10 protein-coding genes are annotated in these 13,059 nt (G+C 49.1%); 8 read left to right on the top strand and 2 right to left on the bottom strand.

Annotation, left to right across the window (positions count from 1 at the left end):
- Positions 1 to 114: 114 nt before the first annotated feature.
- The 3 genes from ACR1R9_RS06120 (at position 115) to glsA (ending at position 3,150) form a co-directional block, all read left to right on the top strand.
- Positions 115 to 1,407, top strand: coding sequence for an L-lactate MFS transporter (locus ACR1R9_RS06120; protein ID WP_175383106.1), 1,293 nt, complete (start codon positions 115 to 117; stop codon positions 1,405 to 1,407).
- Between the two features lie 204 nt (positions 1,408 to 1,611).
- Positions 1,612 to 2,094: a GNAT family N-acetyltransferase gene (locus ACR1R9_RS06125; protein ID WP_433921509.1), complete on the top strand. Its 483-nt coding sequence runs from the start codon at positions 1,612 to 1,614 to the stop codon at positions 2,092 to 2,094.
- Positions 2,095 to 2,208: 114 nt separating this feature from the next.
- The gene (gene glsA / locus ACR1R9_RS06130; protein ID WP_076288241.1) at positions 2,209 to 3,150 is read left to right on the top strand and encodes a glutaminase A; all 942 of its coding nucleotides are present in this window, start codon (positions 2,209 to 2,211) and stop codon (positions 3,148 to 3,150) included.
- A 194-nt stretch (positions 3,151 to 3,344) separates the two neighbouring features.
- Here the strand turns inward: glsA and ACR1R9_RS06135 are convergent, their stop codons facing one another.
- A complete protein-coding gene (locus ACR1R9_RS06135) occupies positions 3,345 to 3,686 on the bottom strand; it encodes a YolD-like family protein (RefSeq protein WP_076288242.1) in 342 nt (113 codons plus the stop codon).
- Positions 3,683 to 4,927, bottom strand: a complete 1,245-nt coding sequence (locus ACR1R9_RS06140) for a DNA polymerase IV (RefSeq protein ID WP_433921508.1) — start codon at positions 4,925 to 4,927, stop codon at positions 3,683 to 3,685. Before ACR1R9_RS06140 ends, ACR1R9_RS06135 begins: the two co-directional genes overlap by 4 nt.
- Before the next feature lie 859 nt (positions 4,928 to 5,786).
- Between ACR1R9_RS06140 and ACR1R9_RS06145 the strand changes: the two genes are divergently transcribed.
- The 5 genes from ACR1R9_RS06145 to ACR1R9_RS06165 all read left to right on the top strand — a co-directional run bounded on the left by ACR1R9_RS06145 (position 5,787) and on the right by ACR1R9_RS06165 (position 13,049).
- A complete protein-coding gene (locus ACR1R9_RS06145) occupies positions 5,787 to 8,012 on the top strand; it encodes a hypothetical protein (RefSeq protein ID WP_099858238.1) in 2,226 nt (741 codons plus the stop codon).
- A 26-nt stretch (positions 8,013 to 8,038) separates the two neighbouring features.
- Positions 8,039 to 9,250: a HEAT repeat domain-containing protein gene (locus ACR1R9_RS06150; RefSeq protein ID WP_076288245.1), complete on the top strand. Its 1,212-nt coding sequence runs from the start codon at positions 8,039 to 8,041 to the stop codon at positions 9,248 to 9,250.
- Positions 9,251 to 9,272: 22 nt separating this feature from the next.
- Positions 9,273 to 10,670: a glycosyltransferase family 2 protein gene (locus ACR1R9_RS06155; protein WP_433921505.1), complete on the top strand. Its 1,398-nt coding sequence runs from the start codon at positions 9,273 to 9,275 to the stop codon at positions 10,668 to 10,670.
- A gap of 68 nt (positions 10,671 to 10,738) precedes the next feature.
- The gene (locus ACR1R9_RS06160; protein ID WP_076288246.1) at positions 10,739 to 11,542 is read left to right on the top strand and encodes a response regulator; all 804 of its coding nucleotides are present in this window, start codon (positions 10,739 to 10,741) and stop codon (positions 11,540 to 11,542) included.
- 139 nt (positions 11,543 to 11,681) lie between these two features.
- The gene (locus ACR1R9_RS06165) at positions 11,682 to 13,049 is read left to right on the top strand and encodes a nucleotide sugar dehydrogenase (RefSeq protein ID WP_099858236.1); all 1,368 of its coding nucleotides are present in this window, start codon (positions 11,682 to 11,684) and stop codon (positions 13,047 to 13,049) included.
- The last annotated feature ends 10 nt before the right edge of the window (positions 13,050 to 13,059 follow it).

Consider the following 13,059-nt stretch of genomic DNA (forward strand, 5'->3'; position numbering starts at 1 on the left):
TTCATTCCGCATCTGATGCAACTCATGCTCAAATCGGTGTAATGAATCCCCTTTCATGTATGATTAGCTTGTGAACGCATTCATATATATGACATCGGCAAAGGGGAGATCACGATGAAAGCAGCTATTTCATCCGCACCTAATTCAGCATCTACAACTATGAAAATGAACCGCTGGCTTATTGTACTGGGTACCATTATTGTACAAATGGGTCTCGGAACCATCTACACCTGGAGTTTATTTAATCAACCGTTGTCTGATCGTTTCGGATGGGACGTCAGCTCGGTCGCGATAACTTTTTCGATTACCAGCTTTGCTTTGGCATTTGCCACACTATTTGCAGGTCGACTGCAAGAACGATGGGGGCTTCGTCGCCTGATTCGGGTAGCCGGAGTTGTGCTGGGTCTGGGACTCGTGCTCAGTTCTCAAGTGAGTTCGTTGACACTGCTCTATATTCTGGCCGGATTTGTGGTTGGATTCGCGGATGGTACGGCGTACATTACTTCCCTGTCCAACCTGATCAAGTGGTTCCCTGAACGAAAAGGTCTGATCTCAGGTATTTCGGTCGGGGCCTTTGGTACAGGCAGTCTGTTGTTCAAATACGTGAACTCGGCATTAATCGGTGCTGTTGGTCCTGCTCAAGCTTTTATGTACTGGGGCATTATTGTACTGGTATTGATTGTAGGCGGCTCGTTCCTGATCCGTGAAGCGGTTGTACGTGAACAAGCTCCGGCTGCAAGCAGCACGGACGGTGGGAAGCAACAAGTAACACGTCATGATTATACGGTCAAAGAAATGCTGCGTACGAAAGAAGCTTATATGCTGTTCGTTATTTTCTTCACGGCATGTATGAGTGGACTGTATCTGATTGGTATTGTGAAAGACATCGGTGTTCAGTTGGCAGGTCTTAATGTGGCTACAGCTGCGAATGCGGTGGCGATGGTTGCCATCTTTAACACCGCTGGACGTATCATTCTGGGCGCGCTGTCGGATAAAGTAGGACGGATGAAAGTTATTGCCGGAGCACTGCTGGTTACGGCTGTTGCCGTAATGACGCTGAGTCTGGTACCGCTGAGCTTTGGCATCTTCTTCGCCTGTGTGGCCGCTATCGCGTTCTGCTTTGGTGGGAATATCACGGTCTTCCCGGCGATTGTGGCAGATTACTTTGGACTGAAAAATCAGAGCAAAAACTACGGCGTGATCTATCAGGGATTTGGATTTGGTGCCCTGGCTGGATCGTTTATCAGCGCCCTGCTGGGTGGATTCCATCTTACCTTTATTGTGATCGCTGTACTGTGTGCCGTCTCGCTCTTGCTGGCGTTGATTATTACGCCTCCGGGTCAAGGACGTCGTACACGCCAACGGGAACAGCAGATGAATCTTAACCCTTCATCCCGGGCAAGCTGATCGTAGTGGGGATTAGTTCTATTTTATAAAAAGCAAGCTGGCGGTCTCTACGGAGGCCGCTTTTTTGGTACCGGCTCAACCTGAGAGGGATGAGACTTCTGTACATGAAGTGGTTGTGTGCAATGCATACTTTGCTTCTGGTATACTCTAGGTGAAATAAAAAGAGCAAGTCCTTATTAGCCATTTGGAGGAGGTATGTACGTCATGAATTTCTTGAAATATGCACCATCTGATTTTGCTGATTATTATGCACTTGTGTCCAATATTGAAGTCATGCAACAGATTACCGAACGTGCTCTGCCTGAGCATGAAGCTACGGCGGAATTTGAATCCATGCTGAACTATAATCTCGGCAACAATTGTGGCTATTATCGGATATCTGGTGAAGATGGGGTAGGCATGGCCTACGCGAAACTGATCCCGGATGAATCCGATCCGTCCCGGGCGGAGATGGGTTACATGATTCTGCCGGAGCATTGGGGGAAAGGACATGGGACTTCCATCGCAGCTCGGCTGATTATTCAGGCACAGGCGGCGGGAATTGGTGTAATCTATGCGGTTATCGATCCGTCCAATGCGGCATCACGTCGAATATTGCTCAGACAGAACTTTGTATCCACATGGGTTGGGGATTATCATGGGTTACCCGGCGAGATTCTGGAGCTGAATCTTCAGGTGAAGCGGTAAGGGATCAGGCTTGCGGGTAATACATACTATACCGGGCATTTTGCATCACTTCGATGGGAAACTGTCATTCAGATGCGTGTGAAATGCTCATACAGAGATTTGGAGGAGATGGAGATGAGCAATGCTGCAATGGAACGTCTGAACCAGTTGCTGCCGGAATGGCTGGAGACCAGCCGTCTGCACACTGGACAGGGGAAAGTCGCTTCTTATATTCCCGAGTTGTTCAAGGCTTCACAGGATGAACTGGGTATACATATCATGAACGCCGAAGGCAATCATGTATCAGCCGGAGACTGTGGTGTCCCGTTCACGATGCAAAGTATCTCCAAGGTATTTACACTCATTCTGGCCCTGATGGATCATGGGGAGGAAGCGGTCTTCTTTAATGTAGGAAAAGAACCTACCGGGGATGATTATGATTCCATGATCAAGCTCGAACTGGTCGAACCGGGCATTCCGTTTAATCCATTGATCAATGCGGGCGCGATTACGGTATCGTCCCTGATTGCTGGGGATTGTAAAGAGGAGAAGTCACGGCGCATTTTGGAATTTTTTCGCAAGCTGGCTAATAATGATCGGCTGGACTATAACGAGTCGGTATACCAGTCCGAATCGGAGACAGGCCATCTGAACCGCTCGCTTGGTTATTTTCTGAAGCACAATGGTGTGCTCAAGGATGACGTCGAAGATGTGCTTGCCGTCTATTTCCGCCATTGCTCCATCGAGGTGACTTGTGCGGACCTAGCCCGTATGGCACTGGTGCTTGCTTATGATGGGACAGATCCCATCACCGGGATTGAGCTTATTCCTCGTCGTTATGTACAGATCGCCAAGACATTCATGACTACCTGCGGTATGTATAATGCATCAGGCGAATTCGCGATTCAGGTCGGGTTGCCTGCCAAGAGTGGAGTGTCGGGTGGGATTCTGACTCTGGTTCCAGGCCAGTTTGGCATCGGTCTTGTAGGTCCGGCTCTGAATCGGAAAGGAAACAGTATTGCAGGTGTGCATCTGCTTGAGCGTCTTTCCAAGGAATTTGACTGGAGTTTCTTCTAATTAAGTCATCTCTATACCCTTCCAAGTAGCCGATGAAACACCAATCCGTCCTTTTGCTTCTTTGGAACGACATGGTCTAATAGGAATGGGCTTATCGGCTGCTTCAGTCTTGGTTCAGAATGTGTAGGAAAAGGGTCCTGCATAGCAATGGCCATGCTGCATCTATTCCGGTATACCCGCAACCCCAAACCGCATCATTCATTCGCGAGTACCACATCCGTAATAAGATTCATCTGAATGTCCCGGGTTCCGCTCTCCATCAGCAGCTTAAGGGTACGAGCAGGGGAGTCCAATCGGAGCACCTGTCCGGTAAAACGGATATCATCATGTTCATGGAACAGGGTGATGGTGACTGCATCCCCAAGCAGCATGGAGTTACTAAGTAAACGGGACATTTCTTCCGCTGCCTGGGCATCCAGGGATGGACGGGTACGGGGAGCAAGTTGCTCCTGATGAATGATGTAGGCTTCCCGATGTTCGGGAAGCATCATGCGCGATGACTCAAAAATCCCGTTTTGCTGTAATTTTTTACTCATTTATAGTGACCTCCAATTTTATGAGAACGGTCCTGTGCCTGCGCGGACGAGCAGAGCGAGGAGGCCCGCATGATCGCGGTTTCTCCGAACTTGCGCTTGATGTCATCCGTGGCACGTTCCAGTTCTCTTTTGCGTTCGCGGTCATCGAACCAGGACAGCTGTACTTCGGAATCAGGCATGAGCCCAGTCAATGACACGCTGATGCGGCGAATGGGTAATCCGTCCCAATGGCGCAGAAACAGAGCTGCTGCCGCATCGTACACTTCATCCGTGATATTGGTTGGTTCATTGACCTTCATCTGGCGGGAGAAGCCGGTTGGACGATCGTAATCCTGCCCCCGGCATCCTACAGAGACGACATTACCCATGAGCGATTTGTCCCGGGAACGCCGGCTGACCAGCTCTGCCAGTTCGAGCAGCACCACCTTGATGTCTGCCCACGATTCATAGTCCCGAGGCAATGTCATCTGATGTCCAATGCCCTGCTGCTGGTGAGCATATGTCCCGGGTTTTACTGGAGAATCATCGATTCCGCGGGCAATACGCCACAATACCTCACCATTTACACCCCAACGTTCTCTAAGCCGGGACAATGGAGTCTGCGCCAGATCACCGATCGTATGAATCCCCATCTTATAGAGATGCTGCCCCATCCGGGAACCGACCATAAACATGTCTCGAACAGGTTTATTCCACAACGTTGTCTGCATGTCCTTGCGGGGCAGTGTATAGATGCCTCCTGGGACTTTTTTGGCATACAGATCACAGGCCATCTTGCTGACAACCTTGGTGTCGCTGATGCCGACGCGGATATAGACGCCAGTCTCATCCATGACCCTGTCCTGGATGCTGCGGGCAATCGTTTCAGGACTGCCGAACAGATCTAAACTTCCGGTGACATCGAGAAACTGTTCGTCAATGCTATACGGTTCAACCAGATCGGTATAGGACTGAAGAATACGGGTAATGTGTAGGGAAACACGAATATATTCGGCCATCCGGGGACGAATGACGACAACATCGGGGCATTTGGCAAGAGCCTCACCCAGCCGTTCTGCTGTAGTAATTCCATAGGACTTGGCAAGTGGGCAGGCTGCCAGAATAATGCCTGAACGGCGTGCAGGATCTCCCGCAACAACAAGCGGACGGTCTCTGTATTCAGGATGTGCAGACTTCTCCACACTGGCATAAAATGACTGGCAATCGGCCAGCATAATGACACGTCCGTCTTTGCGGGGCATAGTACTTCTCTCCTTTTATTCATGATTCGGCTGCTTCTGTACAGCGATGGGGTTCATTCAGCCAACGTTATTTTACAGTTTATTTACAGTATGGAACAAGTGTTCCTGTTTTATAAGCATATCCGACAATGCCAGATGCGGCAACCGGAATTATTTTGCAATTTGGACACAAATATTGGATGGACCTAATAGAGTCAAAATTTAGGAAATAAGATGTATTTTTTTACATTTCATGTAAGAGATCCGTGACTTCCGGGTGATGACCGGGTGTTCATTGGGCTTTATGTAAAAGTAATATAAATGGGCACAGTCCTATAGGGGGGGACTGATGTCCTTTTTTCATTTTCTGCACTTTTCAGAAAACCTTGATAGGGCGCGGGTTTTCGAGGATACGTTATCGGACTATAGTATCAATTTTGTAATCTTTATGGTTAATACTGTAAAAATGTCCGCAACTTTAAAATATCATTAGCGTTTAATGGGGTAAGCGTTCAAGCGGAAACAGATATCGCAATCCGCGTTGCATATAACAATAACGGGTAGAGATGTGCAAGGCTGGAAGAACTTCAAAGGACGGTTAAAGTGACATATATTCGTGCCCATGGAACATAAGAGCAAGAAGGGCTCCTGAATGCTAGTTGATGGCGCATTTTACGAATTATGGGCAGAATGTTGCAGTTCACGTTTGCTTCCATCAGCCTAGTTACAAATGCAGACACTTAGAGCTATAGTGAGAACTACACCGCTGACATCTCTACCCAAAGCGGACATCCGATGCGGAATTCCCGTAGACCTTCATGTCATTTAAGATCCGCAGATGAAGCAGGATGCATACTAGAGAGGTGAGCAATTAAGAGCCATGAGCAGACGAAGACGAAGACGCTGGTTGCTAACGATGTTTGCAGGAGCGGCCGTAGTGACAGGCGGAATATTTGCCGGCTGGCACTATATGCAACCCCAGCTCGTTACGTACACAGCGGATAATGGCACGGAGATGAAATTCAAGACCGATGGAGACCGGTTCATGGAATATGGACCCGATGGTGCATGGCGGGAGATGTTCGTGAAAGGTGTGAACCTGGGCGCAACATCACCAGGACATTACCCAGGCGAGTTTCCGTTGACCAAAGAGGATTACTTAAAGTGGTTCCAGCAGATTGAGGATCTGGGGGCCAATGTCATCCGGGTGTACACGGTACATGAGCCGATTTTTTACAACGCATTGGTTGAGTATAACCGTGGCCGGGAGCAACCGTTATATTTTATACAGGGCATATGGTCGCCGGAAGAAGAGTTGATCGAGAAGCAGGATGCCTATGCTGACCATATTGAGCAGACGTTCAAGCAGGAGATTGAAAAGGCGGTATCGGCTGTATATGGGGATGCGGACATTCCCGATAAACCGGGAGAGTCAAGCGGCAAATACAAGACGAATGCCGGGAAATATCTAATGGCTTGGCATGTGGGGACCGAGTGGGACCCTTCGATGGTGAACAACACGAATGAGAGTCACCCCGATGTGCCGCAGTACAAAGGCGCTCATTTTTCCGGGACGCAGGATGCATCACCGTTCGAGAATTGGCTGGCAGAGCTGCTGGATTATACCGCCGTGTTGGAGAAGAAATACGGATGGGAGCATCCGATGACCTTCACCAATTGGGTTACCACCGATGTGCTGGATCATCCGGGCGAGCCGCTGTTTGAAGAGGATTTGGTGAGTGTGGATGCGCGACATATTCAACCGGAAGAGTGGCAGGGCGGATATTTTGCAGCATACCATGTGTACCCGTATTACCCGGACTTGTTCCATACGGACCAGACACTCCAGACGATCAAGGATGAGAACGGCGAGTACAACACGTACAAAAGTTATCTGCGCAAGCTCAAAGCCGAGTTTTCCGATATGCCTGTAATGATTACAGAGTACGGTGTACCGTCTTCACTTGGGATCTCCCATCTGGGTATGGGAGGTCGGGATCAGGGCGGACATAACGAGGCCGAGCAGGGCGAGATCGACGCATCGCTGACTCAAGATATTTATGATGAAGGGTATGCGGGAGCGATTTTGTTCATGTGGCAGGATGAGTGGTTCAAAAAAACCTGGAACACGATGCCGCTCGAAATTCCCGCTGATCGGCGTGCCTACTGGCTGAACGTGCTGACGAATGAGAAGATGTTCGGTCTGCTCGCTATGGACCCCGGTAAGCAGGAACAGCTGACCATCGACGGGAGGCTGGATGACTGGAATGCGCTGAAGAAGGAAGAGGTCACCGTCTGGCAAGGTAAGGTAGACGGCATCAAGGAAATGAAAATGACCCATGATGAAGCCTACCTGTACATTGGCATGACGCTCGATCAACCTTTTGATCCAGACCAGACCTTGCTGCGCATCGGAACGGATACGCTGGATGGTGGGAATCAGCCGGGTACGAGACTTCCGGATCGAACGCTGAGTGATGGACTCGAAACAGTGATTACATTGGGGCAGGATGATGAATCACAAGTGGAGATCGCCAAGGACTATGATTTTAACCAGCGCCTCTACGGCAAGGACGGTTATGGGATGCTGCCCGAGGAGCAAGAGAATGCAGCAGATCCATTCCATCCATGGAACCTGGCGGTCAGCTTACGGATGACCCCACCGGATACCCGGTCCGCCCAACCGTTCATGAATGAGAAGGTTGGCACATTGAAACGGGGAACAACAGCTCCAGATCAATCCGATACCGATTCGTTAACCGCCTGGCAGTATAACGGTAATCAGGTCGAGATACGTATTCCATGGATGCTGCTTGGATTCGGTGACCCAAGTTCACTGCAAGCGATCAAGTATGGAGCGCTGAAAGGTGGGCGGGAATTCGAAACCGTCGCAGTCAAAGGTGTGACCCTGATTCCGTGGCTAATGGATCGTTCTACTGGAAATATTTCTTGGCCTGGTGGTGAACAGAAGACACTGGATGTGAAGACATTGCCTATATACAGCTGGCAGCCCTGGGAGCAGGTACAGTACAGTGAGCGACTGAAACTGAGCTACGAGGAAATGAAGAAACGGTATGAACAAATTCCAAGTTTTCAGACCGAATAAATGAGTATAAAGGAGGACCTTTTCACATGTTTCCGAATTTGGCTTTGGCTTATCTATTTCTATACATCTGTACGGCGCTCGTCGCTGTGGGTGTAATCCTGCTGTTTGCCATGAAAATGTCCCACAACGGCAAACGGCGCAAGATTGAGTTTTATAAATTAAAGCAGCGTGACTACTTTACGTATCTGCAGACGGCGTTGACAGAGGACAGTCCCTTGAGATTGCCACCTGGGAAGCTGGCCCCACTTGAGCGTCGGGTCATCCAGAGCAAACTTATTGAATGGATTGATCAGTTCAAGGGCGAGTATCGCAACAAATTGATTGTACTCTGCCGTGAAGCCGGATTTGTTGAGCATGATCTGAAGGAACTGAGTCGTATTCGTTACGGACGCCAGATTGATGCGGCTTATCGCTTGGGCGGTATGCGTTGTCCAGAGGCCGTTCCAGGCTTGATGGAATTGCTTAAGGATGAAAAGCCTGGCCCGATGGCCATTATGATTGGCCGTTCCATCGCAAGATGTACTACCCGTCAGGGTGAACTGAAAGACATGCTCGCGCTGCTGTTGACCAAAGGAAAATCGATTCATCATCTGGCAGCAGATATTTTGCTCGAAACCAGTCTGGATACAAGCAGAATTCTGATTGAACTACTGGAAGATCGCAATCCTGACTTTGTCAAAGTGGGATTGGTTGCGATGTGGGGACAAGCTGTGCCGGAAGTGATGCCTGCACTCGACAGACTCGTTGGCGCAGAACATCAGGATGTACGGGCAGAAGCAGTGAAGCTGTATCTTAGTGCAAGTCCGGCACTTCAGGACGAGACCATTCTGAGGCTCATGCAGGATTCGGACCCGGAGGTACGGGCCGAAGTGGTGCAGGCGCTCGGTTCGAAACATGCGGCAGGCAGCATTCCACTGCTGCGCAAAGCGCTGCGTGATGAAGATTGGGGAGTACGTTATAACAGTGCGGAGAGCCTGGGCAAGCTGGGTGAACCGGGATTTGAAGCCTTGTGTCAGGCCGCTGTGGAGGGCACAGGTGCTGAACGGGAAATTGCAATGCAGCAGATTGAGAGTACGATGCAGCACTCAGGAACAGACCACAAAGCCGTTGACCAGATGATTGCACATAACAAAAAAAGGTTGCTGTATGATCGGTACTTCGGTCCCGTACGTGGGAACCGGATAACAAGCAAGAAACGTACAGGTGTGGCTGCGGTAGGAGGGGATTACACTGCTTAGAGATCTACTATTAATCTACGGCATGGTCGCAATCTATTATGTCGTTGCCGTAAATACGCTTTACTTTTCCATTCTGGCCTTATCATTCCGTAACATTTGGACGATCTTCAGGCGATCGCATTATTCCAAATACAATACGTTGTCAGGCTCGGAGCTGGTACCATCGGTTTCCTTGCTGGTTCCCGCATATAACGAGGAACTGACGATTATTGAAAATGTGAACTGTCTGATGACGCTGAATTATCCAACATATGAAGTCATCGTGGTGAATGATGGTTCGAGTGATACCACCTTAAAGGTGTTGCTGGAAGAATATCGTCTAAAGCCGGTACCCAACACGAAGATTCGGGGCAAGATTTCCTGTCAGAAAATTCGCGGGATCTACCACAATCCGGAATTCCCCGACCTGTATGTCATTGACAAGGAAAATGGCGGTAAGGCTGATTCCCTCAATGCCGGAATCAATCTGTCTCATTATCCGTTGATTTCTTCCATCGATGCTGACTCTTTGCTGGAGAAGGATGCCTTGATTCGTATGGCTCGCATGTATATGGAGAATCCGGAAGAGACGGTTGCTATTGGCGGGGATGTACGGATAGCTAACGGCTGCAAAATCGAGAATGGGGCAGTGCAGGACGTTTCACTGCCTCGCAAGATTTGGCCGATGTTCCAGTCTATCGAGTATCTCAAAGCTTTTCTCGGCGGACGGATCGGCTGGAGTCACATGAATGGTCTGATTATCGTTTCTGGTGCCTTCGGCATGTTCCGCAAAGATGCGGTTATCGCGGTTGGGGGATACCGGGACGGTTATCCGGGTGAAGACATGAACATTATCATCAAGCTTCATCGTTATATGCTGGAGAACAAATTGAAATACCGCGTAGCTTTCTGCCCTGAAGCTGTGTGCTGGACACAGGCACCGGATTCCTACCGGATCTTGTCCAGTCAGCGCAAGCGCTGGGGACGTGGAAATCTGAAGAACATGATCGAGAATCGCGGCATGATGTTCAACCCGAAATATAAAGTCATGGGCATGCTGACCATGCCGTACAACATCCTTTTTGAAGCGCTGAATCCGTATTTCCGCATTACCGGACTTCTCGCTCTCACGGGATATGTACTGATGGATATGACCCAGTGGCCGATACTTGTGCTCTTTGGATCGCTTAACATTGTGAGTGGTTATCTGCTCAGTGTGGGAGCCCTTGTGCTCGAGGAAATTGCATTCAAGCGGTATAACAAGCTATCGGATCTGGTCAAAATGCTGTTCTACTCCGCTCTAAAATTCGTCGGCTATCATCAGCTCGGCGTGCTGTGGAGATTGCAGGGGCATATCCAGTTCATGCAAAACAACAACTCATGGGGTACCATGACACGCCAGAGCTGGTCCGAGGAAGAAAAAACAAGCGAGGTGGCTTAAGCACAGCGTAATCAAAGTAATACAGCAGAAACAATATAGATAACCGAGGGAGAAGGGTGGAAAAGAACATGCCAAATACGGCGACATTGCAGCGTGAGGCTGCCGTTAATGTGTACCGCAGTGTAGAACAGGGATTGAAAGAAACGGGTGCCGAAACATGCGGCTTAATGTTCATCCATTGTGCAGGGCAGTCTCAGCCGGAGCAGCAGGTCAGGACACATCTGGAACAGACCAGTGAGTCTGCATTTCAGGTTTGGAAGGATGGAGCCACACAGGCGATTGCTGTCCTGCTGCCAGGGTTGACACTGGATGAGGTTCATTATGAAGGGCTTCGCATCAAGCATGAATTGCAGGAGACGGTACCTGGTGCCGATCCACAAATCACGCTGGCAAGTTTCCCGGCAGGTGAACGTCCTTCAAAGGCAACCATTCAACATATGGCTGAGTCCGCCAAGCTGGTAGACCCGTCGGAGATTCATATCTACACGCTGGACAAGACGGCAGACGAGCCGGAACGAATTTTGATTGTGGATAACGATCCGACGGTACGCGAGTTTCTGCAATTGCGTCTGAAGATGCAGGGGTACGAAACCTATGAAGCGGTGGATGGACTGGCTGCACTGGAATTGATTGAGAAAATCACACCTGACCTGGTACTGACCGAATTGAACCTATATGGCATTGATGGCCTGCCGTTCATTCAACATATCCAGAACCTGGATGTGGCTCAGCCGCCCAAAATCGTCGTATTGACGGAACAGCGTGTGGAACAAACGATCAGTCAATGCTTCCGCAGCGGAGTCGATGATTATATGACCAAACCGTTCTCACCTGTGGAACTGGATGCCCGAATCAGGCGTTGCCTGCATTAAACGCAACCACATAGCAAAGCGAAGAGAAACAGCTATCCTTCATTAATCTTTATTAGACAAACAAGTACATCTACAGACAAACATCTATCAAATGGATTCGTCAATCAACCAAACAAATACACTGCCCGGAGGGAATATCATGGAGAATCAACAATTCCACACATTACTGAATGCGATCGAAAATAAAGAAGCGGTGCTCGGCGTGGTCGGGCTCGGTTACGTAGGATTACCACTTGCGGTGGAAATGGTCAATCAGGGTTTCACGGTAATCGGGATTGATCTGGATGCATCCAAAGTGGAGAGCATCTATCAGGGAGATTCCTATATTCACGATATTTCGTCCGATGAATTGAAAAAAGTGATGCAAAGCGGCCGCTTCCAGCCTACAACGGATTACAGCATGCTGCGCGTGATCGACGCGTTGAGCATCTGTGTACCTACACCACTTAGTGAAAATCAGGACCCAGATACGTCTTATATCGAGACAGTGGTGGATCAGATTAAACTGCACATGAAACCAGGCATGCTAATTACACTGGAGAGCACTACTTATCCGGGTACAACGGAAGAACTGATCCAGGATGAGCTGGACAAAATCGGACACGAAGCAGGTAAAGACTACTTCTTGTGCTTCTCGCCTGAACGTGTGGACCCGTCCAACGGACGATTCACTACTTTTAATACACCAAAAGTAATCGGGGGCACAACTGAAGCTTGCCTCAAGCTGGGAACAGCGTTGTACAGTAAATACGTTGAAACGGTTGTACCTGTATCTTCACCAAAAGTGGCAGAAATGTCCAAACTGCTGGAAAATACGTTCCGCAGCGTCAACATTGCCTTTGTTAATGAAATGGCCATGATGTGTGACCGTATGGGCATCGATATCTGGGAAGTTATCGACGCAGCTGCGACGAAGCCGTTTGGATTCATGCCTTTCTATCCGGGCCCTGGCATCGGCGGTCACTGCATCCCGCTTGATCCGATGTACCTGTCCTGGAAGGCTAAAGGATTCCGTTTCTACAGCAAGTTCATTGAGCTGGCGCAATCCACCAATGACAATATGCCATATTATGTACTGAACAAAACATCAACCATTCTGAATGAGTACGCAAAATCGGTACGTAAATCCAACATTCTGTTGCTTGGTATGTCGTATAAGCCAAATATTGCCGATTTGCGTGAATCTCCAGGACTGGAAATCTATGAACAGTTCAAGGAAGGTGGAGCCAATGTCAGCTATTATGATCCACATGCTGAATCGTTCCGGGACAAACATGGCGAGACGGTTTATAGCGAAGCGTTCAATCTGGAGCAGTTCAAGAAGTACGATTGCATCGTGCTGATCACCAACCACAGCGATTTGCCTTACTTTGATATTGCCGAGATGGGTGTGCCAATTCTGGATACACGTAATGCGTTCAAAACGTATTCACATCCGCACATTTACAAGATTGGTCATTCGGTACAGCACCCTGTGCTTGAGCCAAGTGAAGCGTTGCTCGTCTGAGGAATATAAC

This window comes from Paenibacillus taichungensis (assembly GCF_050994985.1).
Lineage (GTDB): Bacteria > Bacillota > Bacilli > Paenibacillales > Paenibacillaceae > Paenibacillus > Paenibacillus taichungensis.